Raw genomic sequence first — 24619 nt, 5'->3', positions numbered from 1 at the left:
GCCTTGCGGATTCTGCACACCTCCGACTGGCACGTCGGCGTCACCATGAAGGGCCGCTCGCGCCTCGACGAGCAGCGCGCGGTCTTCAAGCAGATCGTGGACATCACCAGAGACGAGCAGGCCGACCTGGTGATCGTGGCCGGGGACCTGTTCGACACCGCCTCGCCCTCCAGCGAGGCGCAGAAGCTCCTGACCGCCGCGCTCTCGGCGCTGCACCAGACCGGGGCCGAAGTCGTCGTCATCGCCGGGAACCACGACAACGGCAGGGCCCTCGACGCCCTGCGCGAATGGGCCCGCGCCGCCGGGATCCACCTGCGGGGAAGCCTCGGCAAGGCCGCCGACCACCTCGTCACCGGGACCACGCGGGACGGCGAGCGCTGGAAGATCGCGGCCCTGCCGTTCATCGCCCAGCGCCACGCCGTGCGGGCCGCCGAGCTGTTCGAGCTCGGCGCCTCGGGCGCCGAGGCGAACTACGCCGACCACCTGCGGCGGCTCGTCGCGGCCCTGACGCAGGACTTCGGCCCCGACACCGTCAACCTGTTCACCGGTCACCTCACCGTGGTCGGCGGCAAAGTGGGCGGCGGGGAGCGCGAGGTCCACACCGTGGCCGACTACGCCGTCCCCGCCGCGATCTTCCCGCCCACCACGAGCTACGCGGCCCTGGGCCACCTGCACAAGGCGCAGGCGATCAACGGGCCCTGCCCGATCCGCTACTCCGGCGGGCCGATCGCGGTCGACTTCGGCGAGGAGGACCACACGCCGAGCGTCGCCGTCGTGGACGTGACGGCCGGGACGCCCGCGCGGGTGCGGACCGTCCCACTGACGGCGGCCGTCCCGCTCGCCACGGTGCGGGGCACCCTCGAGCAGCTCGCGAAGGCGACGGTGGACGACCGGGCGTGGCTGCGGGTCTTCGTGACCGAACCGGCCCGCGCCGGACTGCGCGGCGAGGTCGCCGACCTGTTCCCGCGCGCCGTCCAGATCCACATCGACCCCGTGGCGCGCCTCGCCGAGGCCGCGCCGCGCGAACGCCGGTCGGGGCGCAGCCCCGGGGAGCTGTTCACCGCCTACCTCGCCGAGAACGGCCACGACGACCCGGCCGTGGCCGGGCTGTTCGCGAAGCTCTACGAGGACACCCAGACCGTCGCCGAGGAGTCCTGATGCGCCCGACCGGACCTGACGGGGCTCCGCCCCGGCCCCGTCTCTCACCCGCCAGCCCGCCACCGCCCGGACGGGAGTGAACGCCGTGCGCCCTATCCGTTTGGATCTGCAAGGGTTCGGCTCCTACACCGGGACCGAGACCTTCGACTTCACCGACGTCGACTTCTTCGCGCTCACCGGGCCCACCGGCGCCGGGAAGTCCACGGTGCTCGACGCGATGTGCTTCGCGCTCTACGGGCGCACCCCGCGCTGGCGCGTGAACACCACGCAGAACGCCATCGCGCCCTCGGCCGTCGAAGGCCGCGTGCGGCTCGTGTTCGCCGCCGCCGGGATGCACTACGTGGCCACCAGGATCCTGCGCCGCGACCGCAACGGCAAGGTCAAGACCACCACCGCGGCGCTGGAGCAGCTGCCCGCAGGCGTGAACCCCGCCGACGACGGCGAGCTGGTCGAAGGGCTCGGCAAGGCCCTCGCCGGCAGCCCCAGCGAGGTCAGCAGCGCGGCCGAGCGGGTCATCGGGCTGCCGTTCGAGCAGTTCACCAAGTGCGTGCTCCTCCCCCAGGGCGAGTTCGCCGAGTTCCTGCACGCCTCGCCCGCCGACCGGCGCAAGATCCTCGAGAACCTGCTGGGGCACAGCGTCTACCGGCGGGTCCAGCAGCTCGCCGGGGCGAAGCGCGACGCCGCGACCACTGCGATGAAGACCCTCGAGGCGCAGCTCGCGCGCGTCCCGGCCGTGTCCGACGCCGAGATCGGCGCGGCCGCCGAACGCGCCGAGAAGCTCGAGAAGCTCACCGAGCCGGTGCGGGACAAGGCGACCGCGCTCGACGGGCTGGCCGCCGCGGTCGAGACCGCGCGCCGACGCCTCCACGAGGCCGAGTCGAACCTCGGGTCGCTGACGTACATCAAGCGGCCCGAGGGGGTCGCCGACATCGCCGCGCAGGTCGCGGCTGCGAACGCGGCGGTGGCCGAGAAGACCGCCGAGGTCGAGGCCACCGAGGCCGAGGACGAGCGGCTCCGGTCCGAGCTGGACGGCCTCGACCTGGGACTCATCGAGCGGCAGCTCAAGGCCTGGACCGAGCTGGCCGAGACCGAGTCGAAGCTGCGCACCGGCCGGGAGCTGACCGAGGAGCTGCGCGCCCAGTTCGCCGAGGCCAAGGAGCTCGAGGAGGCCGCGTCCGAGGAGGTCGAGATCCAGCACGCGTCCCTCCACAAGATCCGCATGGCCGAGCTGGCCGGGACGCTGCGGGCCGGGCTCGAGGTCGGCGACGAGTGCCCCGTCTGCGACCGCCCCGTGGAGGACGTGCCCGAGCACGACCTGTCGGAGTCGATGCAGCAGGCCGAGGAGGCCTCGCGGACGGCGACGAACGAGTTCCGGGACGCGCAGGCCGCCGTCGTCGCGCTCCAGACGAAGCTGGAGAACTACGAGGAGCGGCTCACCGAGCTGCAACTGGCCGAGCGGCGGCTGAAGAAGAAGCTCGAGGACGTCCCCGAGCCGGCGGCGCTCCAGGCGCGGCGGGCCTCCTCGGAGGAGGCCCGGCAGCAGCTGGCGGGGACCGGCGCGGCGCTCAAGGCGGCGCGGCGGGCCCTGCGGGAGGCCGAGAAGCGCAAGGCGGCCGTGGACGAGCGGCGGCAGCGGGCCTGGAAGGAGTTCCAGCACGCCCGCGACCAGGTGGCCGTGCTCGGGCCGCCCGCGGGCGGGGACGACCTGGCCGCGAGCTGGACGGACCTGGTCGACTGGGCCGCCGCGTCGATGGCGCGCGCGGAGGTCGAGCGCGAGGCCGCCCGCACCGAGCTGGCGGGCCTGGACGGCCGGGCCGCGACCCTGCGGAGCGAACTGCGGCTCGCGCTGGGCGAGTTCGACGTCGACGTGCCGCGGACGGGCGCGGGCGGGGACTACGTGGGACGGCACGCGGCCGCGGTCGAGTCGGCGCGCGGCGCGCACGAGCGGCTCAAGGAGGCGCGCGCGCAGCGCGTCGACCTGGAGGCGGACACCCGCAAGTTCGCGCACGAGGCCGAGGTGGCGAAGGCGCTCGCGTCGCACCTGGAGGCGCGGCGGTTCATGGAGTGGCTGCTGAGCGAGGCGCTGGACGAGCTGGTGGCGGGCGCGACGATGATGCTCAACCAGATCACGGGCGGCCAGTACGACCTGATCTACCGGGACCAGGACTTCTGGGTGGTCGACCACCACGACGCGGACATGGCGCGCCCGGCGCGGAGCCTGTCGGGCGGCGAGACGTTCGCGGCGTCGCTGTCGCTGGCGCTCGCGCTGAGCGACCAGCTGGCGAGCCTCGCGCGGCACGGGGCGTGCCTGGAGTCGATCATCCTGGACGAGGGGTTCGGGACGCTCGACCCGGAGACGCTGGACGCGGTGGCGACCACGCTGGAGGCGCTGACGCTCTCGGCGGGCCGGACGGTGGGGCTCATCACGCACGTGCCGGAGCTGGCCGAGCGGGTGCCGGTGCGGTACCGGATCACGAAGGACGCGAAGGGTTCGCACGTGGAGAAGACCTTCAGCTGAACGCTCGCGTGAGGCGGCCTCCATGCCCCCGGAGGCGGCATTCTGCTCGTCTTCGGCCGGGCGGCCGCGGGGGTGGCGCCCTCTGGAGAGGCCGCGAACGCGCGGCCTCCTCGCGGGCGCGCAGTGTCGACTTCGGCCTGGATCCGGCCGGGTGCCCGTGGGAGACGCGGCGCGGGGAGATGGTCCGGAGGGCGATCTCCCGTCTCGCGGTCACCCCGCGGGAGGCGCCGCACCCGGTGCGTCGGTCCGGCGGATTGGAAAGGCATCGCTCACGTCAGCGCCTCCGTTCGGGTGAATTCCGGTCCGCAGAACGGTTTCAGCGCCGATTCCTGTCGGTCGCAACCGGGATGCTCGCAGCCAGGCTTCCTTTCCCCTCTCGGGAGGGTGGGGGTTTGGGACGGCCGCGGGGGGGCGACACGCGAGCCGCGGCCGACTAGTGTGGGCCCCAACGATCTTGAAAGCAGGTGCGCCTTGCAGATCACCGTCGACGCCTGGGACCCCTCCTTCGCCGACAATCCGGAGTCCCCCTCCCGCTCCGACCGGGCCGTGGTCCGGTCCGACGTCGAGCTCGACCCCGCCGACTGGCGGCCGGTCGACGCGCCCGCCTCGGGGCCGCGGCGGATCGTCGTGGTCGACGGGGTGCGCCGCATCGACGCCCGCGTCGAGCTGCTCGACGAGGGCGTCCGCTCGCCGGGCGTGTGCGTCTCCTGGGCCGCGGGCGCCGTCGCCTGCGACCTCGACGGCAAGGCCTCGGCCGTCGCCGAGGCGGCCGTGGAGCGCGGCCTGTTCGCCGCCGTCGACCCCGGCGCCGACTTCGGCCGCTACCCGTACCGCAGGGCCGAGTCGGCCGATCCCGGCGAGCTCATCGCGACCGCGCAGGCCGCGATGGCCGAGCTGGAGGCGAAGGTCGCGTCCATGGTCGCGATGGACGCCGAGCTGTCCGTCCTGGACGGCCCGCTGCGCGGGCGCACCCGGCTGCCGAACTCGGTGGGGTACGTCAAGAGCCACCACCGCTCCTACCTCCAGACCGAGCTGAACGCCGTCGTCGAGCGGCTCGCGCCCGGTCAGCGGACCCCGGTCTTCCACCTCATGTCCGGCTGGCCGCGCTACACCTGGTACCTGCGCCTGCCGGGCACGTCCTCGCGCGGGTGGGCGGGCATCGCCCGGCTCGAGGCCGCCGACGACCTGAGCGAGGAGGCGGCCATCGCGCTGGCCGACGCGACGGCGGCGTCCCTGCCGCCGCTGGGCTCGGCCGCGCACAAGGACGCGCGGGCCCCGCAGAACCTCACGCCGATCGCGGGGCTCGAACGCCGCCTCAAGCGGATGCTCGGCGACCCGCGGCTGCTGCTGCGCTCGGTGCGCGCGGCGTCCCTGGAGGCCGGGCGGTAGGCGGACGTGCGAGAGGCCCCGGTGCGTTCCGCACCGGGGCCTCTCGGGGTCAGCGAGTCCGGGGCCCGCATGGGTTCACGATAGCGGCGGTCTAGTACCAGCCGTTGGACTCGCTGTGCGACCAGGCGCCGCACGGGCTGCCGTAGCGGCCCTCGATGTAGTCCAGGCCCCAGGCGATCTGGGTGGCCGGGTTGGTCTGCCAGTCGTCGCCGTGGGAGGCCATCTTGTCGCCGGGGAGCGACTGCGGGATGCCGTAGGCGCCCGAGCTCGGGTTGGAGGCGGTCTCGTTCCAGCCGGACTCGCGGTCCCACAGGTTCACGAGGCAGCCCACCTCGTTCATGTCCCAGCCGGCCTCGAGTGTCATGGTGCAGCCGACGGCCTTGTTGCCGGAGTACTCGGAGCAGTCGGCGGAGACCTCGACCGAGGGACCGGAGTCGCCGGAGCCGGAGGAGGACTCCTCGGCGGCGGGCTCTTCCGGTTCCGGTTCCGGTTCGGGGACTTCGGCGGCCTCGGCCTTGGCGGCGTCGGCGGTGCCCTGCTCCTTGACGGGGAGGATGCTCTCCATCGCGTCGACCTGGTCCCACTGGCGGTCGGCGTCCCCGGCGTCGGCGACGATCTCGGCGGCGAGCAGCTCCTCGGCGGTCGGGTCGTCGGTGCTGATGATCGCCGCGCTGGCGCTGCTGCCCGAGCCGAGGGCGACCAGGACGGCGGCGGCGGAGGCGAACACCCGGTTGCGGACCACGTGCCGGAGCCCGCCGGGGCGGGGCTCTGGGGCGCGGTGCTTCGCTCGGGAAGGCTTCGTTCGGGTAAACATCGGGGGTAACCCTAAGGACCCGATTTCGCGGCGCCGTACCGCTCGGTAATGAGCTCAATACGGCACATTGCGGTCTGCGAGCGAAACTATCGGGTGCCCGTCTCGACCGATAGTTCTGGTATCGAGCGGATTGCGGCAAAGGCCGGAGAACCGGGCGCCCGACCTCCCCCGAACGGCCCATTGACGCCCGGACGGGCCGCCGGATCTTCTTCCACTTAGGTCCACGGAGATGAACGTCACAACGCGGACGCCACCGGGTCGACGCAGGTCACAGCAGCCCCGCATGCCCCTGGAGACGCATCCTCACCAGGGGCGGCGACGCCGGCGTTCTCGCCCGCTCGGCCTAAGACGTCGCGGTCTCCTCAGGGGTCGCGGAGGGCGTCGCGGTCGTCTCGGGGGTGGCGGTCGAGTCCTCGGCAGGCGTCGCCGTCTCCCCGGGGGTCGCGGTCGCACTCTCGGAGGGCGTCGCCGAGGGGCCCGCGGTCGTGTCGGGGGCTTGGTCGGCGCACAGCGGGTACTGGTAGTAGCCCAGGTCGTCAAAGGCCCCGGAGGCGTCGCCCTCCGGAGCGCCCTGCGACCGGTGCTCCTCGGCGGTCGCGAACGGGTCCATGGCCGGCTCGCAGTTCCAGGGGTCGCCGATCATGATCGGGTCGCCGTTCTGGTCGAACAGGTAGACGCCGGTGAGGGGTTCGCCGTTCTCGTCGTAGACGTAGATGTCGGAGAGGTAGGAGGCCGGATCGTCGTAGTAGTAGTCGTCGGAGGCGTTCTCGACCGATCCGATCGGCACGACGCCGCTCAGCGACCACCCGAACGCGTAGAAGCTGTAGGCGACGAGGGCGACGCCCGCCGCCCCGGTCCACAACCGCCGGCGCCGGCCCCATTCGAGGGACTTCTTGCCGATCCGCAGCGAGGCCCAGACGCAGAGCAGCACCAGGGCGATCGCGAGCAGCGTCCCGGGAATCGACCCGAGCAGGTTGTAGCCGGTGGCGTTGAACTGGGCGGCGGCGAACAGGTAGAGGAACACCAGCGCGACGAGGGCGCCCCGCAGGGCCCACCAGCCGGGACGCAGGCGGTCGCGCAGTTCCGCGGCGTCGGCGTGGCCGGTGCTCACGGCGTACTTGTCGGCCCAGTCCTTGAGCCGCCGCGTCAGCGGCTCGGCGGTCTGGCGGAGGCCGCGGCGCAGGCGGTCCCCGGCGCGCTCCCTGGGGACCTCGGCGGTCTCGCGCAGCTCCCGGGCGTAGGCCTCGGGGCTGCCGAGAAGGTCGCGGAGCGCGGTTCCGGCGTCGAGGTCCGCGGCGACCTCGGCGAGGTGGGCGTCCAGGTCGGACATCAGGTCCTCGCGTATGGCCTCGGGCAGGTCGGCCAGATGGCGTTCGACCGCGACCAGGTAGGCGTCGATCTCGGCGGTCCGGCTGGGAACGTCGGTCATGGTCAACCCTTCGTGGGGGCGTCGAGCAGGGTCCGCATCTTCGCGCTGACGTCCTCCCAGGCGTCGCGCATCTGGCGGAGGTGCTTCCGGCCGGGCTCGGTCAGTGCGTAGTACTTGCGGTGGGGCCCTGATTCGCTGGGCTGGACGTACGTGGACAGGTGCCCGGCCCGGTAGAGGCGCCGGAGCGTGCCGTAGACCGAGGCGTCGCCGAGTTCGTCGAACCCGGCCTTGCGCAGGCGGCCCAGGATCTCGTAGCCGTAGCCGTCCTGGTCGTCCAGGACGCGGAGCACGATGATGTCGAGCAGGCCCTTGAGCAGTTGCGATCGATCCACGCCTACCACAGTACCATGCATTGCACAGTAGTGCGCTACGGCGAGTCCCCTGGCGCGGCGAAGGCCCCGCCCGGTGCCGGGCGGGGCCTTCGCGGGGCTCCTAGAGCGTCGCCCGGGCGGCGCGCAGGCGCGCCAGGCTGACGTCCCTGCCGAGCAGCTCCATCGACTCGTACAGCGGCGGCGAGACGGTCTTGCCGCTGACCGCCACGCGGACCGGGCCGAAGGCCTTGCGCGGCTTGAGGCCCATGCCGTCCACGAGGGCGGCCTTGAGGGCCTCCTCGATGGACGCGGTGGTCCACTCGATGCCCTCGAGGGCCGCGATCGAGGCGTCGAGGACCTGCGGCGCGTCGTCCTTGAAGGTCTTCCTGGCGCTGTCCTCGTCGAGCTCGACCTCGGTGCCGCAGAACAGGAAGCGGAGCATCTCGACCGCCTGCGCGAGGGTCGTGCAGCGCTCCTGCACCAGCGGGACCGCGACCTGGAGGACGTGCGCCTGCTCGGGAGTCGGGGCCTCGCCCACGAGTCCGGCCGCGGCCAGGCGCGGGAGCAGGAGCCGGGTCAGCTCGGCGGGGTCCACGGCGCGGAAGTGGTCCGAGCAGATCGCGTCGAACTTCTTCTCGTCGAACCGCGCCGGGTTCGACTTCACGTCGTGCAGGTCGAAGGCCTCCAGGAACTCCGCGACGGTGAACACGTCGCGGTCGCCCGAGATCGACCAGCCGAGGGTCGCCACGTAGTTGAGGACGCCCTCGGGCAGGTACCCGGCCTCCTTGTACTGCAAGAGGTTCGAGCGCGGGTCGCGCTTGGACATCTTCTTACCGCGCTCGTCCACGATGAGCGGCAGGTGCGCGTACTCGGGCTCGGCCTCGGCGATGCCGAGGTCGATCAGGGCCCGCCACATGACGATCTGGCGCGGCGTCGAGGGCATGAGGTCCTCGCCGCGGGTCACCATGGTGACCTTCATGATCGCGTCGTCGACCGGGTTCGTCAGGGTGTACAGCGGCGAGCCGTCGGCGCGGGCGATCACGTAGTCGGGCACGGTCCCGGCGGGCGTGGTGATCTCGCCGCGCACCGCGTCCTGGAAGGTGATGTCCTCGTCCGGCATCCGCATCCGGTACACCGGCTTGCGGCCCTCGGCGCGGAAGGCGGCCTTCTGCTCCTCGGTGAGGTCGCGGTCGAAGTTGTCGTAGCCGAGCTTCGGGTCGCGGCCGGCGGCGCGGTGGCGGGCCTCGACCTCCTCGTTGGTGGAGAAGGCCTCGTAGGCGTAGCCGCCGTCGAGGAGGCGCTCGACGACGTCGGCGTAGACGTCGAGGCGCTGCGACTGCCGGTAGGGGGCGTGGGGGCCGCCGATGTCGGGGCCCTCGTCCCAGGTCATGCCGAGCCACGAGAGCGCCTCGAGGAGCTGCTCGTAGGACTCCTCGGTGTCGCGCGCCGCGTCGGTGTCCTCGATGCGGAAGACGAACTGGCCGCCCTTGGCGCGGGCGTAGCCCCAGGAGAACAGGCAGGTGCGCACCAGGCCCACATGCGGCGTCCCGGTGGGGCTGGGGCAGAAGCGGGTGCGGACGGCATGGGACGGCGAAGCCGTTCCGGTTCGGGGAGCAGCCGCTTGCGGCGGTTGGGCGGGGCGACGGGCGTGGGCGTCATTCACTGGGGACCACCTTGTTGGAGAGCGTGCCGATGCCGGCGACGGAGACGGAGACGGTCTCGCCGGCCTGGAGGGGGCCGACGCCGGCGGGCGTGCCGGTGAGGACCACGTCGCCGGGCAGCAGCGTCATGATCTGGGAGACGTAGGCGACGAGCGAGGCCGGGTCGAAGACCATGTCCTTGGTCGAGCCGAGCTGGCGGACCTCGCCGCCGACCTCGCAGCGGACCTCGGCGTCGGCCACGTCGGTGCCGTTCTCAAGCGGGTCGGTCTCGATCCAGGGGCCGAGCGGGCAGAACGAGTCGAAGCCCTTGGCGCGCGTGAACTGCACGTCCTGCTGCTGGAGGTCGCGGGCGGTCACGTCGTTGGCGCAGGTGTAGCCGAAGATCGAGCCCTTGGCGGCCTCGCGGTCGAGGCCGCGGGCGCCGGGCAGGCCGATGACGACGGCGAGCTCGGCCTCGTGCTCGACCTGGTCGGAGACGGCCGGGAGCCGGATGTGCTCGCCGGGTCCGACGACCGAGGTGGAGGGCTTGAGGAAGATCAAGGGCTCCTTGGGGACCTCGTTGCCCAGTTCGGCGGCGTGCTCGGCGTAGTTGCGGCCCACGCAGACCACTTTGGACGGGAGGATGGGCGCGAGGAGGCGCACGTCCTCCAGCGCCCACCGCTGGCCGGTGAGTTCGATCTGCGCGAAGGGGTGGCCCTCGATCTCGGCGGCGGTGGCCCCCGGGCCCTCCCCTTCGAGGACGGCGAACGACATGCCGGTCGGTTGAGCGATCCGCGCGATCCGCACAGTCGGCCCCTCTCTGAGACTGGTTCGAAACCTTGCGGCCTCAGCTTAGTTCGGGGGCGGGAGGGATCGGAGGCACCACTGGGCGCGGAGCGGCCGGGTCACTGGGCGCGGAGCGGCCTCCGGCTAGCCGAGCAGCAGGAAGAGCCCGGCGAGGACGACGGTGGCGACCAGGGCGCCGACGACGATGCCCATGCCGAGGCGCCGGACCTTGGCGAACATGCCGACGAAGAAGCCGAGCACGCAGGTCAGCGGCGTGGCGACCAGGAGCGAGAGGGCCGTGGCGCCGAGGCGGACCTTGAGGGTCTCGCCGATGTCGCCGACGAGGACGAACCCGAGCGCGACGGCGAGGATCACCGTGATCACCAGGCCGAGGAGGAAGCCGGAGCCGAAGCGGCGCCGTCCGTACACGGCCGAATCCGCGGCCCGGGCGGCCGCGCGGGCGCGATCGGTCTTGTAGGAAGTCACGTTTCAACTGTAGTACGGTCCGGCCAGGCCCAGGTGGCCGTGCGGGCGTTCGCGGTCGCCGCGTTGCGGTCCGGTGTGGAGGCGGGGGGCGTGTGCGCCCCCACTCACGCCCCGGGTGACGCGCCGTCCGCAATGCCCGGAGAGTCATGGTACGCGTGTAAAACTGCCGTATGCGTCGCATGATCACACTCTTCGTACTGCTCGGGGCCGTCCTGCTCGCGCAGGCGCCCGCCGGAGCGATCGGCTCCAGCCTGCCGCAGGCCACCGCGTCCTTCAACGACGAGGTCTACAAGGTGGCCTACGACGGCGACGTCGTCTACTCGGGCGGGATCTTCACCCGCGCCAAGAACCTCGAGGGGAAGTACTCGGACCGGACCTACCTCGCGGCGGTGAACTCGCGGACCGGCGCCCTGCTGCCGTTCGCGCCCGAGCTGGACGGGCCCGTCCACGAGGTGACGACCGGCGGCGGCTACCTGTACATCGCCGGGGCGTTCAAGCACGTCGACGGGGTGGACCGCGCGCGCGTGGCCCGCTTCGACCTCGCCACCGGGGCGCTCGACGAAGAGTGGCGGGCCAAGCCGTCGGCCACGGTCTACTCGATCGAGCCGGTCGGCTCCACGGTCTACCTGGGCGGGACGTTCCTCTCGGTCGGCGGGTTCGCGCAGCCGCGCCTCGCCGCGGTGAGCGCCGCGGACGGCACGCCGATCGCCGGCTTCACGCCGTCGATCCCCGAGGGCGGCGTGCGGGACCTCCAGCAGGGCCACGGCCGCCTCTACGTGGCCGGGAGCTTCGGCATGATGGGCGGCGACAAGAAGTACGGGAAGCTCGGCGCGGTCGACCCGGCCACGGGCGCGGTCGACACCGGGTTCCAGTCCCGGGTGTTCGTGCTCACCCGCGAGGTCGTGGTCTCCGGCGACCGCGTGTTCGCGGCGCTCGACGGGCGCGGCGGCGAGATCCGCGCGTTCACCACCTCGGGCGAGACCCTCTGGTACCAGGCGGTGGACGGCGGGATGCAGACCGTCGCGGTGTGGGGCGACACCGTCATCGGGGGCGGCCACTTCGACCAGGCCTGCGTCACCAACCACGCCGGGCCGCTGGGCCAGTGCCTCGACGGCGTCGAGGCCCACCGCGGCAAGCTCCTCGCGGTCGACATGAACGGGGTGCTCCTGGACTGGAACCCCGGCGCGAACGGGGTGATCGGCGCCTGGGACGCCACCGTGCACCCGTCGGGCGCGAACATGACCGTCGGCGGCTCGTTCACCACCTTCGGGAGCGGCACGACCGAGCAGCGGCGGTTCGCCGTCTTCCAGTGACACGCCCGAGGGCCCGTCCGTCTCGTCGGTTCGAGGCGGGCGGGCCCTTCTCTTGCGCCCTCCCGCGCGGTCGGCGCGGGCCGGGCTGGATCGCGGCCTCGTGGGCCGGACCCGATCGGTGTCGCTCGTGGCGTGTCGGTGGGAGCGGAGGCTCAGCGGCGGTTGAGGCCGTACGCGAGGGCGTCGGCCAGGGCGTTCCAGGAGGCCTCGATGAGGTTGGGGGCCACGCCCACGGTGGTCCACTCGGACTCGCCGTCGCTCATGGAGACCAGGACGCGGGTGACCGCGTCGGTGCCCTTGGAGCCCGCGAGGATGCGGACCTTGAAGTCGGAGAGCGTGAGCTCGGCCAGGCGCGGGTGGCGCGCGGCGAGCGCGCTGCGCAGGGCGGCGTCGAGGGCGTTGACCGGGCCGTTGCCCTGCGCGGTCGCGATGACACGCTCGCCGTCCACGTCGAGCCGCACGGTCGCCTCGGCCACCGTCTCGCCGTTCGGGTCGTGGTCGACGATGACGCGGTAGGTGTCGAGGGCGAAGGGCCGGGGCAGGCCGCCCTCGACCTCGTCGCGGACCAGCAGCTCGAAGGAGGCGTCGGCGGCCTCGAAGGACCAGCCCTTGGACTCGAGCTCCTTGACGCGGCCGGTGATGCGGTCGAGCGCGCCCTTGTCGCCGGAGAGGTCGATGCCCAGTTCGCGGCCCTTGAGCTCGACGGAGGCGCGCCCGGCCATCTCGGTGACCAGGATGCGCATGTCGTTGCCGACGGCCACGGGGTCGACGTGGTTGTACAGGGCCGGGTCGGCCTTGATCGCGGAGGCGTGGATGCCCGCCTTGTGCGCGAACGCGGCGTGCCCGGTGTAGGGGGCGTGCTCGTCGGGGGTCATGTTGGCGATCTCGGCGATGGCGTGCGAGATGCGGGTGAGCTTCTCAAGGCCGCCGTCGGGCAGGACCTTGCGGCCGAGCTTGGTCTCCAGGTTCGCGATGACGCTGAACAGGTTCGCGTTGCCGGGCCGCTCGCCGTAGCCGTTCGCCGTGCCCTGGACGTGCATGACCCCGGCCTGGACGGCGGCGAGGGTGTTGGCGACGGCGCAGCCGGTGTCGTTCTGGGCGTGCATGCCGAGGCGGACGCGCTCGGGCGGGAGGTCGGCCTCCAGGCGGCGGCGCAGCTCGGTGACGGCCGCGGTGATGTCCGAGGGGATGCGCCCGCCGTTGGTGTCGCACAGGACGACCGCTTCGGCGCCGGCCTCGAGCGCGGTCCTGACGACGAGGGCCGCGTAGTCGGGGTCGTGGCGGAAGCCGTCGAAGAAGTGCTCGCAGTCGATGAAGACCTGGCGCTCGTGCTCGCGACCGGTGCGCACCGAGTCGGCGATCATCGCGAGGTTCTCCTCGGGGGTGGTGCGCAGGGCCTGCTCGACGTGGCGCATGTCGGACTTGGCGACCAGGCACAGGACGGGGGCGCGCGATTCGAGGAGGGCTTGGAAGCCGGGGTCCTCGGCGGCGCTGGAGGCGGCCCGGCGGGTCATGCCGAAGGCGACGAGCTTGGCGTGCTTGAAGTTCAGCTCCTCGGCCGCGCGGGAGAAGAACTCGGTGTCCGAGGGGATCGCGCCGGGCCAGCCGCCCTCGATGTAGTCGACGCCGAGGTCGTCGAGGAGTTCGGCGACGGCGAGCTTGTCGGCGACGGAGTAGCGCAGGCCCTCCATCTGGGCGCCGTCGCGGAGCGTGGTGTCGAAGACGTGGAAGTCGCCGTCTCGGGTGGCGTTCGTGCCGCTGGATTGCGGGTCTGGTTGCGTCACTTGGTGCTCCAGGTTCTGTGTGTCATCGGTCCCGCCGCTGCGCAGCCGACCTGAACGTTCGTTTGCCCTGAACGAAAAAGACCCCCTGCGGGCGGCAGGAGGTCTGGCGTTCGGCGGTGGCATCTATCGAAGGTGCTCCGCGGAACGCCCGCAGCTAATGATGAGCTGGAAGGTCACGAGTCGAAGTATGCCACCGGCCCCCGACCCGGACCAGCATTTCCCGCATCATGGGATTCAGTGTGTCGCGGCCGGGGGCGGCGCCGGGGTCACCAGTGGGAGCGCAGGGCCCGGCGGCGCTGCCACCACACGACGAGCGCGGCGCCGCCGAGCAGCGCCGCCGCTCCGGCTCCGGCCGCCACGCCCGCGCCGGTGCCGGCCTGCGGGAGCGTCCGGGCCGCGGTCTCGGTGGGCGGCGCGGAGGACGCGGGGGCCGAGGGGGACTCGCTCGGCGGCGCGGGCGGCGGGACGTCGGCCGCGGCGAACTGCCACTCCTGGGAGTGGAGCGTCCCCGAGTCGACGTCCACGGCGAGGACCCGGGCGCCCTCGACCGCGTCGTTGGACTCCAGGCCGAGGTAGTAGCCGTCGGCGGTGATGAACCGGAAGTCCTGGTGCGAGGGCAGGTCGTCGTAGACGACGTCCCAGGTGAGCGCGTCGGCGCAGTCGGCGAGGAGGACCGGCGCGGTCTCGCCGCCGCCGCTCGTGTCGGCGGTCAGGCACTGCCCGGACTCGTCGTGGACGATCTGGTGGCCGCCGAGCGGCACCAGGGCCTCGGGGGTCCTGACCGTCCACAGGTCGTGGACGGCGCTGAGCCGGATCTCGCCGCCCTCGGCGTCGAGCGGGAGCTCGGGATGGTCCTTGAGGTGGAGCTCGACCGGGCCCTCGGGGATCGGGTCGGCGGCCTGCGCCGGCGCCCCCCAGAGGACGAGCGGGACGGACGCCGCAGCGGCGGAGCGAAGCAGTCGGGATGCCATCCGGCGATTAGATCAAATGAGACATTCTCGTCTATTTCGCCTGGTCGGTCAACGCCGGCGCGGTGAGAGGCCTTGCGCCCCAGCGGGTCTCAGGCGGTGGCGTCGCGGCGGGGGTCGATGCGGCCGTGGATCTCGCTGGCGGCGTCCCCGGCGGCGCGGAGGCGGTCGGCGGCGTCGGTGAGCAGGTCCAGGGTCTCGTCGGCGCGGTGGTCGGTCAGCGCCTGCTGGAGCCCGATCGACCCGGCCAGGCACTCCCCCGCCGCGCTGACCATGTCCTCGTACGCGGCCACGCCGGTCTCCAGGCGCTCGACCATGCGCGCCAGGTTCGCCTCGAGCCCTGCGTGGCGGCCCTCGGGCGCGATGGCCATGGCCTGCTCGACGTCCTTGACGCCCAAGGCGAGCCGGTACAGCTCCTGCCCGGCCCTCGAGGCCCCGGCGAGGATCGCGACCGCCTCGGGGTCGCCCTCGAGGCGCTGCGCCATCTGCTCGGCGGCGATCGAGGCCTGCTCCAGGCGCTCGTAGGGCCGCAGGGCCCGGCTGCCGCGGAACTGGGCCTTGACGCGCCCGCGGCGGATCGCCCCGGCGGTCTCGCCGAACAGGCCGCGGGCCTCCTTGGCCAGCCGCGCCGGGCCGTGGAGCTCCAGCGAGTCGCGCTCGGTCGCGGGCAGGGCCCGGGCCAGGCGCCGGTAGTCGAACCAGCGCACCACGGCCATGGCCGTGGAGAACCCCGCGACGGTGATCCACACCCCGTCCAGGGCGCTCGGGCCGAGGTACGGGGTGAAGAAGGCGCTGCCGGCGATCGAGCCGCCCGCGACCGTGGTCCAGGACTTCGCGGAGGACAGGCGGGCCCGCAGGCGCTTGAACGCGCGCTTGCGGGCCTTGGCGTCCACCGGAGGCGCTCCCTAGCTGTTGGTCTTGTCGGCGGTCTTGTCGGGCTCGGCCGAGCCCTCGTCGCCGAGCGAGGCGCGGATGTCGGCGAGGCGGGCGTTGGTGACCGACTCCTTGGACTCGATCGCGGGACCGGCCTTGGAACCGGAGAGCTGGTCGCCCTCCAGGGAGGCGCGGATCTGCTCCAGGCGGGAGGCGCCGGCCATGTCGCGGGTGGCCCGGTTGACCTCCAGCAGGCGGCCCTCGACCGAGTTCGAGGCGAGCTCGGCGCGGCCCATGGCGTTGGAGTAGCGGCCCTCGATCTTGTCGCGGATCTCGTCGAAGTTCGGCACGTTGCCGGGGGCGGCGGTCTGCGACATCGACTCCAGCGAGGAGGCGATGGTCTCCTGCATCTTGGCCTGCTCCAGCTGGCCGAGCAGCTTGGTGCGCTCCTGGAGCTTCTGCTGCAGGATCATCTGGTTGTTCTCGACGGCCTTCTTGGCCTGGTCGGCGGCGGTGAGCGCCTGGTCGTGCATCACCTTCATGTCCTCAAGGGACTGCTCGGTGGAGACCAGCTGCCCGGCGAGGACCTCGGCGGTGGACTCGAACTGCTGCGCCTTCGCCTCGTCGCCCTCGGCGCGGGCCTTGTCGGCGAGCACCAGCGCCTGGCGCGCCTGCGCCTGGAGGCGCTCCACCTCGGACATCGAGCGGTTGAGCTTCATCTCCAGCTGGCGCTGGTTGCCGATCACCGAAGCCGCCTGCCCCACCAGCGCCTGGTGCTGCTTCTGCGCTTCTTCGATCGCCTGCTGGATCTGGATCTTGGGGTCGGCGTGCTCGTCGATCTTCGCACCGAAGAGCGCCATCATGTACTTCCAGCCCTTGACGAACGGATTGGCCATTATCGGGGTCCTTCCGGTGGAGCCTTGGCGAAGCTCGCGAGCCATAGATTAAGCATTGCAACGCCGACTTGCCTCTAGTGTCGGACATCGGCGCCACCCCTGCGGGACACGGTGACGCCTCAATCGCAAAACTACATCATCGGTCGCGTTCAGGCTGCCGCGCGCACCACCGAATCGGTCACCTCGCCCCGGCGGTGCCGAGAACGGACCTGCGCGATCGACGCCGGCGACGGGGGCGGGGCGTGACGGCGGCGCCGCTGCGACTCCTCGGTGAGGTCCTTGTCACGCGGCAGCAGCAGCGCGACCTGGCGGTTCTGCGGCGCCTCGCGCCCCGGCGGCACGGCGTCGACGTGCTCGTGGGCGGCCACCTCGCGGGAGACCTCGGCGAGGACCTCGGACAGGCGCACCTGGAGCGCGCCGCACACCGAGGCCAGGAGCTCGCTCGACGGCTCCTTGTGGCCCCGCTCGATCTCGGAGAGGTACCCCAGGCTCACATTGGCCTGCTTCGACACGTCGCGCAGCGTCCGCTTCTGGGCGCGGCGTCGGCGCCGCAGGGTCTCTCCCAGCAGTTCCCGCAACAACACCATGAGACTCTCCTCCGCGCCGCCATAGCATCCGGCGAAGCTTTCGAGCCGAACGACTACTCAGTTGAGCTTAAGTGGGTCCTGCAAGCCTAGCTCGTCGCCTTCGGCCCGCTCTCCCTCGATTTGAATGCTTTCCAGAGGTAATCCATTCCCGTCAGCACCGTGAGGACCACCGCACCGCCCATGAGCCACGGGCCCACCGCGTCCAGCGGCGACGGCCAGGGCCACAGGTACCAGGCCACCGCGGTGATCTGGAGGACCGTCTTGAGCTTGCCGCCGCGGTCGGCCGCGATCACCGTCCGCCGCAGGACCGCCATGCGCCATGCGGTGATCCCGATTTCCCTCACCAGGATGACGGCGGTCACCCACCACGGCAGGTCGCCGTAGTAGCTCAGGAGCACCAGCGCGGTCCCGATGAGCGCCTTGTCCGCGATCGGGTCGGCGAGCTTGCCGAAATCGGTCACCAGGTTCCGCGAGCGCGCCAGCCAGCCGTCCACGAAGTCCGTCGCCGAGATGAACACGAACAGCGCGCAGGCGGCCATCCGCCACCCCGAGTGCTCCATGCCCGACAGGGCCACGAACACCGCGAAGACCGGCACCAGGAAGATCCGGGCCACCGTCACCACGTTCGCGATGTTCCACGGTGAGACCGGCTGCTCCCGAGCGGTCACCAGGCCTCCTCGACGATCTCCGCGACCAGGTCCACGCCGTGCGAGTCCACGACCTTCGCGGTCACGAAGTCGCCGACCTCGAGCCCCTCGACCTCGCCGACCAGCGCGATCGTCCCGTCGACCTCCGGCGCCTGGTGCGCGCCGCGGCCGTCCACGCCGTCGTCCTCCACGGACTCCACGAGCACGGTCATCGTCTCGCCGACCCGCTCGGCCGCGCGCTGGCTGACCAGCTCGTCCACGAGCATCGACACGCGGGTGTGCCGGTCGGCGACGTCGTCCTCGTCGACGTGCCCGTCGAGGCCCACCGCCTCGGTGCCGTCCTCGTCGGAGTAGGCGAACACGCCCGTGGAGTCGAGCCGGGCCTCCTCCAGGAAGCCCATGAGCTCCTCGACGTCCTCCTCGGTCTCGCCGGGGAAGCCGACGATGACGTTCGTGCGGGCGCCCGCCAGCGGGGCGCGCTCGCGGATCTGGGCCAGCAGGGCCAGGAAGTTCTCGGTGGAGCCGAAGCGGCGCATCCGCCGCAGCACCTTCGCCGAGGAGTGCTGGAACGACAGGTCGAAGTACGGCACCACCTTCTCGACGCGCAGCATCGACTCGATCAGGCTCGGCCGCAGCTCGGCCGGCTGGAGGTACGACAGGCGGATCCACTCGATCCCCTCGACCGCCGCCATGCCCTCCAGGAGGTGCTCCAGCGCCTGCGGGTCGGCCAGGTCCTTCCCGTACGAGGTGGTGTTCTCCGAGACGAGGTTGAGCTCCTTGACGCCCTCGCCGGCGAGCCAGGCGGCCTCGGCGAGGATCTCCTCGGGGGTGCGGGAGACGAACGAGCCGCGGAAGGAGGGGATGGCGCAGAACGTGCAGCGCCGGTCGCACCCCGAGGCGAGCTTGAGGTTCGCGACCGGGCCGTCGGTGAGGCGCCGGCGCACCACAGCGAGGTGCTGCGGGGCGCCCTCGGCGAGCGCGGCGCCGTCGGCCTGCGCGCTCCGCGAGTGCCCCGGGACCACGGCGGCGGCCCCCTGGCGCGCGGCCGGGGCCAGCGGCAGGAGCTTGCGGCGGTCCGAGGGCCGGTGGGACTCGAGCGCGCGCCCGGCCAGGACGTCGTCCAGGCGGGCGGCCATGTCCGGGTAGTGGTCGAAGCCGAGCACCGCGTCGGCCTCGGGGAGGCTCTCGGCGAGCTCGCGGCCGTAGCGCTCGGCCATACAGCCGGTCGCGACGACCTTCGCGCCCGTCGAGGACGCGTCGAGGAGCACGTCGATGGACTCGGTCTTGGCCTGCTCGATGAACCCGCAGGTGTTGACCATGACCACGTCGGCGTTCTCGCCGTCGTCGCTGATCGTCCAGCCGCCGGCGGCCAGGCGGGCGGCCAGCTCCTCGGAGTCGGTCTCGTTGCGGGCGCAGCCGAGCGTCAGGAGCGCGACGCTCTTGGCGCCTTCGGCGCCGTCGCGGGCGCCCTGGTCCTGGGAACGGGTCGAATGAGCTGCAGACACCAGGAAAGCGTACCTACCGGCCCCCCGGAAGCGCCCGCGCGGCGGGCAGGGCCACACCGACGGCGGGCGGTACAGTGGCGCACCTTACGCCCCGGCCCGGCGCGCGGCGCCCCGCCGGAGAGCGCCGACGGCCCCGCTGGGGCGAATGCGCCGAATTCACGAGGGACAATCCGGGCCTTTCATATGCCGTCTGCGCAGGGACAACATCGGTTCACCGCCCTTGGCGGCCATACCTTAGGCTTGTCACATGTCCCCCAAAGACATCGCCCCCGACAGCCCCCGCACCGCCCGCCGCACCGCCTTCGCGGTGCTCGCGGCCGCGGCCGCGCTGTCGGTCGCCGCCTGCGGCGAAGCCCCGACCGGCACCCTCCACACCCGTGCCGGCTACACCATCACCAGCGACGAGGTGCCCGTCTCGGTCTGCCCGGCCGAAGGCGAGTCCCGGTTCGCCGGCGACGAGGGCCTGCTCGTCGGCGCCCACTTCGCCCTCCGCGTCGAGTGCGTGGCGTCCTTCGACGAGATCCCCGAGGGCTTCCAGCTCGAGTACCTCCTCGGCGAGGACACGCAGCTGTACTCGCCCGAGCCGGGCTACGAGTTCACGCTCGTCCAGTTCGCACCCGACCCCGGCGCGGCCGCCCCGTTCACCGTCAACGACGGCGAGGAGCTGGCGGCGACCCTCAAGGTCGGCGACGAGCAGTGGGACTTCGACGGCTCCGTGCCCGCGCCCGGCGCGGTCTACCTCACCGTCGCCGAGAAGGACGCCCCGATCTCGCTGGAGGTCGTGGACGCCGAGCGGACCCAGGCGATCGACATGCGCGAGCGCACCCGCACCGGCCTCATCGAGGCGCTCTACAACGGGTCCACCAACGTCGTCAACACCGACCTGGTCGAGAACTCCGTCGACGGCTACACCAGCACCGGCAGCTACGAGTACTGGTTCGACGACTGGCAGTACTCCACGCAGTTCACCGTCACCCGCGAGGTCTTCGAACCCGACGTCGGCTGGGTCGCCGAACCCGACCGGGCCCGCCTGGACATCACGTTCGGCTGGCTCCACTCCGGCAGCGGCCTCGAGTGGGCCATCGACCCCGAGGAGGCCCTGAAGGTCTCCGGGCCGGACGGCGAGCTGACCGCGACCGCCGTCGACCACGTCGACGAGGACTGGAGCGACGGCATCTGGCGGACCTTCACCCTCCAGTACGACGTCCCCGCGACCGCGCTCGCGTTCGAGCTGAAGTTCCACCCCGAGGGCCCGGTCGAGTGGCCCGAGGAGGGCATCTCGCTGCCGATCACCGGCGACAAGACCCACGACATCAGCGTCAGCTTCGAGTAGGCGCCGCGCGGGGGCCGGTCCGATGCGGACCGGCCCCCGCGCCGCTCACTCGCCCCTGATGGAGGCGATCACGCCGTCGAGGTCGCCGGGCTGCACCAGCACGTCGCGCGCCTTCGTGCCCTCGGAGGGGCCGACGACGCCGCGGGTCTCCATGAGGTCCATGAGCCGCCCGGCCTTCGCGAAGCCGACGCGGAGCTTGCGCTGGAGCATCGAGGTCGAACCGAACTGGGTGGTGACCACCTGCTCGACGGCCTGGCACAGCAGCTCGAGGTCGTCGCCGATCTCGGGGTCGATCTCGCGGGTCGGGCCGTCCCCGGCGGTGACCTCCTCGAGGTACTGCGGCTCCATCTGTGACTTCACGTGCTCGACGACCGCCTCGATCTCCTCGTCCGAGACCCACGCGCCCTGGATGCGCTCGGGCTTGGAGGCGCCCATCGGCAGGAACAGGCCGTCGCCGCGGCCCACCAGCTTCTCGGCGCCGGGCTGGTCGAGGATGACCCGCGAGTCGGCCAGCGAGGAGGTCGAGAACGCCAGGCGCGAGGGCACGTTGGCCTTGATGAGGCCGGTGACCACGTCCACGGACGGGCGCTGCGTGGCCAGGACCAGGTGGATGCCGGCGGCGCGGGCGAGCTGGGTGATGCGCACGACCGACTCCTCGACGTCGCGGGCGGCGACCATCATGAGGTCGGCCAGCTCGTCCACGATCACCAGCAGGAACGGGTGCGGGCGCAGCTCCCGGCCCGAGGCCGGGTCGGTCGTGAGCTCCCCGGAGCGGACCTTGCGGTTGAAGTCGTCCACGTTCCGCACCCCGGCCTTGGCGAGGTCCTCGTAGCGCATGTCCATCTCCTTGACCACCCATTGGAGGGCGTCGGACGCCTTCTTCGGGTTGGTCACGATGGGGTGCACCAGGTGCGGGATGCCCTCGTAGTTGGACAGCTCGACCCGCTTGGGGTCGATGAGCAGCAGCCGCACCTGCTCGGGGGTGGCGCGCATGAGCAGCGACGCGAGCATCGTGTTGATGAGGCTCGAGTTGTGCGTGGGGACGAACGAGCGGCTTGCGAGGAACTGGTGGCTCGGGCTGTCGACCTCGATGCACCGCACGGGGACCGAGGGCACCGGACGGACGTCGACGATGTACCGCTCACGCGTTGTCGGCCTCGTGGACGCGGTCTGGCGAGCGGCTTTCCTCGGCAGCCGGAAGACCTGGTCCGATGTGGTGAAGGAGACGAGGTAGCAGATCGACGTCTCCGGTTTCCGGCCCTTGACGCTCCGGGTGGCCATGGTCGCCCGGTAACCGAGGCTCTGGACCAGTTCGCGGAAGTCGGCCGCCAGCCCTTCGCTTGTCACGGCGAAGACGATGTTCCCGGACTTGCCCACGGTCCCGTCGGTGTCGAGCAGACCCGCCAGCAGCGCGCGGCGCTGCCGTTCCGAGGCGCGCAGATACCGGCCGGGAATGCGCTTGGGCCCGATCTCCGCGAACAGCGCGCGCATCGTCCGATACGGCGCGGCGGGCGGCGTGCCGGGCTCGGCGCCACCGTTCCGCCCGACCGCGAAGCGGCCCTTCGCGGCGGTGCAGACCGCCGAGACGCCGACGCCCGCGTGGCGGGCCGCCCTGGCCAGGCCGACGCCCTGCTCCGCCAGCGTGATCGCCGCCTGGATCCGGCGCTCGCGTTCAGGAGCGTTCGAGATGTGGTAGCCCATCCTCACGCTCGGGTAACCGGTGACGAGGTAGCCGTCGGCCCGGACGCCCTCCAGGATCGCTTCGTCGGCGCTGGTGATCTGGGCGGACCCCGTGGTTCCGTCGCCAAGCCAGCATCCGAGCGTGTAAGGCTCGATGGGCAGGTCCGCGGCGGGCAGGGCCAGCGCCCCGGCGACCGACACCGAGTGGTTCGCCCAGGACCGACCCCGACTCTCCACCCGCAGCGTGGCCGCGATCTCGGCGGTCGTCGTGACTCCCCGCCGTTCTCGGCGCGTGGCGGACCGCCCCGGCATCGTGACCCGGTCGACCAGCGCCTGGTACATCGCATGGCCGGAGCGCACTGGCACGGTCCTCCGGACCATCCTCCCGCCCCGCTCATAGAACGTGGTCGCGGCACCCTCGACCACTGGGATGTCCCTGGCGACCTGGAAGAGGACGTTCCTGTACCGCACACCGACGTCGTCGAGGACCTGGGCGGTCGACATCGGGATGTCGGGCAGGGCGAGCACCGAATGGGCGCGCGTCTTGATCCAGAGGATCTCCTCCTCGGACCAGTAGGAGTCGTCCTTGCGTCGCCGCGCTTTGGAGCGGTCGGCGCGGGTCGTGGTCACCCACTGGTGCTCGGCGTCCGCGACGATGACCGTTCCGTCGGAGAACTCCACTTCGTAGCAAGGCCGGTCCTCCATCACCTCGGTCGCCGCGATGACCGTGCAGGGGACGCCGTGCTCGTCGAACACGCGGTCGCCGACTTGCAGGTCGCCCATGGCCGACCAGCCGTCGGGAGTCGGAATCGGCTCGTCCAGGGCGAGGGCCTTGCCCGAGCCGGTGGCCCCTGCCACGAGCATGTGCGGAGTCTTGGTCAGGTTGGTGAGGATGTAGCCGCCCTCGACGTCCTTGCCCAGACCAACGATCATCGGGTGGGGGTCGGCCTGGGCGAGCTGCGAGCGCAGCACGTCGCCGAGGGCGACGTCGTCGCGATCCGTGTTGGGGATCTCGACGCCCACCGCGCTCTTGCCCGGGATGGGGTTGATGATGCGGATGTCGGAGCTCTTGACCGCGTAGGCGATGTTCTTGGCCAGCTGGATGATCCGCTCGACCTTGACGGCCGGGCCGAGCTCGACCTCGTAGCGGGTCACGGTGGGGCCGCGGGTGAACCCGGTGACGGCGGCGTCCACGTTGAACTGCTCGAACACCTCCATCAGAGCGGCGATCACGGCCTCGTTGGCCTTGGAGCGCTTCTTGGCGGTCGGGCCGGTCGGCAGCATGCCGAGCGAGGGAAGCCGGTAGTCGCCCTCCAGCGCCGCGGCGCCGTCGGAGAGGGTGGGCTGCTCGGTCCGCTTGGGCGCCGGGGTGTGCTTCGGCGGTTCGCGGACCGGTTCGGGGGGCGGCGCGGGCCTGGCCGCGGCGGCCTCGGCCTCGGCGCCGCCGTTGTTGAGCTCGGGGACCTCCTCGGGCGAGAGGCGCGGCAGCACCGTGGTGGGGTGGTGGGCCCGGCGGGCCTCCTCCTCCTTGAGGCGCTTGGCCTCGCGGCTCTCGGCGCGCGTCTTGCGCTTCTCGGACTCGGCCTCGGACTCGGCCTCGTCGTCCTCGTACGACTCGACCCTGCCGGTCGCCAGGCCCCACAGGAGCGCGAGCTTGTACGGCACCTGGTTCAGCGGCGTCGCGGTCACCACGAGGACGCCGAAGAGGAGCAGGAGCACCAGGAGCGGGAACGCGACGTAGGCGGAGACGCCCGCGGCGAGTCCGCCGCCGACGATCCAGCCGATCTGCCCGCCGGCGGCCATCCGCTCGCCCATGTCGGCCGGCAGACCCGAGATCAGGTGCAGGAGGCCGAGGCTGGAGAGCCAGATCGCGCTCCAGCCGACGAGCGACCGCCCGTGCGTCTCCTCGGGCGGGCTCTGGCGCATCACCCGCAGTCCCCACAGGACCAGCAGGACCGGGAGGGCGCGGGTGGCGAGGCCGAGGAGCCAGTCGAGGATGAACGCGAGGCGCTCGCCGACGGGGCCGGCCACGTCGAACCAGACGGCGCAGGCGAGCACGATCGCGACGGCGACCAGGAGCAGGCCGAGACCGTCGCGGCGGTGCGCCGGGTCGATCTCGCGGGCGGTGGCGGCCTCCTTGCCCACCGAGCGGGCCATCCAGCCGGTGGTGCGGGCGGTGCCGACCCACAGGCCCCGCAGGCCGAGGCCGAGGGCCTCGAGCGGGCCGGGGACGGTGCTGCGGCGCTTGGCGGCGGTCTTCTTCGCGGTCCGCTTGGCGGTCTTCTTGACCGCTTTCTTGGCGGTCTTCTTCGCGGTCTTCTTCGCTGCGGGCGGCGCGCTCTTGCGGGCGGGGGACGGGGCGGGCTTGCGCCGCGCCGCCGGCGCACTCCCCTTGCGGGCCGTGCCCTTGCCGTTCGTCCTGGCCATCATGGTCCATACGTTACCGCCCGCACGCCGAGCGGCGCTCCGGTGAAGGCGCTTACGGGAGCGGCTAATGTGACG

General features: G+C 72.2%; 19 protein-coding genes. 5 read left to right on the top strand and 14 right to left on the bottom strand.

Annotated features, from left to right (window positions below):
- Positions 1–3: 3 nt before the first annotated feature.
- From LO763_RS16520 to LO763_RS16510, 3 genes are all read left to right on the top strand, one after another.
- The gene (locus tag LO763_RS16520) at positions 4–1158 is read left to right on the top strand and encodes an exonuclease SbcCD subunit D (RefSeq protein WP_230786336.1); all 1155 of its coding nucleotides are present in this window, start codon (positions 4–6) and stop codon (positions 1156–1158) included.
- Positions 1159–1258: 100 nt separating this feature from the next.
- On the top strand, positions 1259–3676 hold the full coding sequence (locus LO763_RS16515; RefSeq protein WP_230786334.1) for an AAA family ATPase: 2418 nt from the start codon (positions 1259–1261) through the stop codon (positions 3674–3676).
- Between the two features lie 471 nt (positions 3677–4147).
- Positions 4148–5065, top strand: a complete 918-nt coding sequence (locus LO763_RS16510; protein WP_230786333.1) for a hypothetical protein — start codon at positions 4148–4150, stop codon at positions 5063–5065.
- Between the two features lie 91 nt (positions 5066–5156).
- Here LO763_RS16510 and LO763_RS16505 read toward each other — a convergent pair whose 3' ends face one another.
- From LO763_RS16505 to LO763_RS16480, 6 genes are all read right to left on the bottom strand, one after another.
- Entirely contained in the window at positions 5157–5807 is a 651-nt protein-coding gene (locus tag LO763_RS16505) for an aggregation-promoting factor C-terminal-like domain-containing protein (protein WP_230786331.1), read from the bottom strand.
- Between the two features lie 415 nt (positions 5808–6222).
- Positions 6223–7308: an HAAS signaling domain-containing protein gene (locus tag LO763_RS16500; protein WP_230786329.1), complete on the bottom strand. Its 1086-nt coding sequence runs from the start codon at positions 7306–7308 to the stop codon at positions 6223–6225.
- A gap of 2 nt (positions 7309–7310) precedes the next feature.
- A complete protein-coding gene (locus LO763_RS16495) occupies positions 7311–7661 on the bottom strand; it encodes a PadR family transcriptional regulator (RefSeq protein WP_255672624.1) in 351 nt (116 codons plus the stop codon).
- A gap of 79 nt (positions 7662–7740) precedes the next feature.
- Positions 7741–9156, bottom strand: coding sequence for a glutamate--tRNA ligase (gltX, locus tag LO763_RS16490; RefSeq protein WP_439650298.1), 1416 nt, complete (start codon positions 9154–9156; stop codon positions 7741–7743).
- A 118-nt stretch (positions 9157–9274) separates the two neighbouring features.
- Positions 9275–10066 carry a fumarylacetoacetate hydrolase family protein gene (locus LO763_RS16485; protein ID WP_369432012.1) on the bottom strand — a complete coding sequence of 264 codons (792 nt, stop codon included), beginning with the start codon at positions 10064–10066 and terminating at the stop codon, positions 9275–9277.
- Between the two features lie 123 nt (positions 10067–10189).
- Positions 10190–10531, bottom strand: a complete 342-nt coding sequence (locus LO763_RS16480; protein WP_230786321.1) for a hypothetical protein — start codon at positions 10529–10531, stop codon at positions 10190–10192.
- Positions 10532–10710: 179 nt separating this feature from the next.
- Between LO763_RS16480 and LO763_RS16475 the strand changes: the two genes are divergently transcribed.
- Positions 10711–11844 carry a PQQ-binding-like beta-propeller repeat protein gene (locus LO763_RS16475; protein ID WP_230786319.1) on the top strand — a complete coding sequence of 378 codons (1134 nt, stop codon included), beginning with the start codon at positions 10711–10713 and terminating at the stop codon, positions 11842–11844.
- A gap of 152 nt (positions 11845–11996) precedes the next feature.
- Here the strand turns inward: LO763_RS16475 and cimA are convergent, their stop codons facing one another.
- The 7 genes from cimA to rimO form a co-directional block, all read right to left on the bottom strand.
- A complete protein-coding gene (cimA, locus tag LO763_RS16470; RefSeq protein ID WP_230786317.1) occupies positions 11997–13628 on the bottom strand; it encodes a citramalate synthase in 1632 nt (543 codons plus the stop codon).
- Between the two features lie 266 nt (positions 13629–13894).
- On the bottom strand, positions 13895–14599 hold the full coding sequence (locus LO763_RS16465) for an RICIN domain-containing protein (RefSeq protein WP_230786315.1): 705 nt from the start codon (positions 14597–14599) through the stop codon (positions 13895–13897).
- Between the two features lie 89 nt (positions 14600–14688).
- On the bottom strand, positions 14689–15489 hold the full coding sequence (gene pspM, locus LO763_RS16460; protein ID WP_230786313.1) for a phage shock envelope stress response protein PspM: 801 nt from the start codon (positions 15487–15489) through the stop codon (positions 14689–14691).
- A 12-nt stretch (positions 15490–15501) separates the two neighbouring features.
- Positions 15502–16365, bottom strand: a complete 864-nt coding sequence (locus tag LO763_RS16455; RefSeq protein WP_304608843.1) for a PspA/IM30 family protein — start codon at positions 16363–16365, stop codon at positions 15502–15504.
- A 149-nt stretch (positions 16366–16514) separates the two neighbouring features.
- Complete coding sequence (locus LO763_RS29420) at positions 16515–16952, bottom strand: helix-turn-helix domain-containing protein (protein ID WP_304608842.1); 438 nt, start codon at positions 16950–16952, stop codon at positions 16515–16517.
- 86 nt (positions 16953–17038) lie between these two features.
- Positions 17039–17620 (bottom strand): CDP-diacylglycerol--glycerol-3-phosphate 3-phosphatidyltransferase, encoded by a 582-nt coding sequence (gene pgsA, locus LO763_RS16445; RefSeq protein WP_230786312.1) that lies wholly within the window; start codon positions 17618–17620, stop codon positions 17039–17041.
- Positions 17617–19104 carry a 30S ribosomal protein S12 methylthiotransferase RimO gene (rimO, locus tag LO763_RS16440; RefSeq protein ID WP_230786310.1) on the bottom strand — a complete coding sequence of 496 codons (1488 nt, stop codon included), beginning with the start codon at positions 19102–19104 and terminating at the stop codon, positions 17617–17619. Before rimO ends, pgsA begins: the two co-directional genes overlap by 4 nt.
- 247 nt (positions 19105–19351) lie before the next feature.
- Between rimO and LO763_RS16435 the strand changes: the two genes are divergently transcribed.
- Positions 19352–20437: a hypothetical protein gene (locus LO763_RS16435; RefSeq protein WP_230786308.1), complete on the top strand. Its 1086-nt coding sequence runs from the start codon at positions 19352–19354 to the stop codon at positions 20435–20437.
- A gap of 45 nt (positions 20438–20482) precedes the next feature.
- On the opposite strand, the gene LO763_RS30265 is transcribed toward LO763_RS16435, so the two are convergent.
- Positions 20483–24547, bottom strand: coding sequence for a DNA translocase FtsK 4TM domain-containing protein (locus LO763_RS30265; RefSeq protein WP_230786306.1), 4065 nt, complete (start codon positions 24545–24547; stop codon positions 20483–20485).
- Between the last annotated feature and the right edge of the window lie 72 nt (positions 24548–24619).

The sequence above is a fragment of the Glycomyces amatae genome (assembly GCF_020991375.1).
GTDB lineage: Bacteria > Actinomycetota > Actinomycetes > Mycobacteriales > Micromonosporaceae > Glycomyces > Glycomyces amatae.
The sequence above is the reverse complement of the archived record's forward strand: the minus strand, read 5'-3'. Positions and strand labels throughout refer to the sequence as shown.

What these genes read in the sequence shown, in the direction of transcription:
- LO763_RS16500 (WP_230786329.1), bottom strand. Translation starts at nt 7,308, where the DNA reads ATGACCGACGTTCCCAGCCGGACCGCCGAGATCGACGCCTACCTGGTC.
- LO763_RS16495 (WP_255672624.1), bottom strand. Translation starts at nt 7,661, where the DNA reads ATGCATGGTACTGTGGTAGGCGTGGATCGATCGCAACTGCTCAAGGGC.
- LO763_RS16475 (WP_230786319.1), top strand. Translation starts at nt 10,711, where the DNA reads ATGATCACACTCTTCGTACTGCTCGGGGCCGTCCTGCTCGCGCAGGCG.
- LO763_RS16465 (WP_230786315.1), bottom strand. Translation starts at nt 14,599, where the DNA reads ATGGCATCCCGACTGCTTCGCTCCGCCGCTGCGGCGTCCGTCCCGCTC.
- LO763_RS16455 (WP_304608843.1), bottom strand. Translation starts at nt 16,365, where the DNA reads ATGGCCAATCCGTTCGTCAAGGGCTGGAAGTACATGATGGCGCTCTTC.
- LO763_RS29420 (WP_304608842.1), bottom strand. Translation starts at nt 16,952, where the DNA reads ATGGTGTTGTTGCGGGAACTGCTGGGAGAGACCCTGCGGCGCCGACGC.
- LO763_RS16435 (WP_230786308.1), top strand. Translation starts at nt 19,352, where the DNA reads ATGTCCCCCAAAGACATCGCCCCCGACAGCCCCCGCACCGCCCGCCGC.
- LO763_RS30265 (WP_230786306.1), bottom strand. Translation starts at nt 24,547, where the DNA reads ATGATGGCCAGGACGAACGGCAAGGGCACGGCCCGCAAGGGGAGTGCG.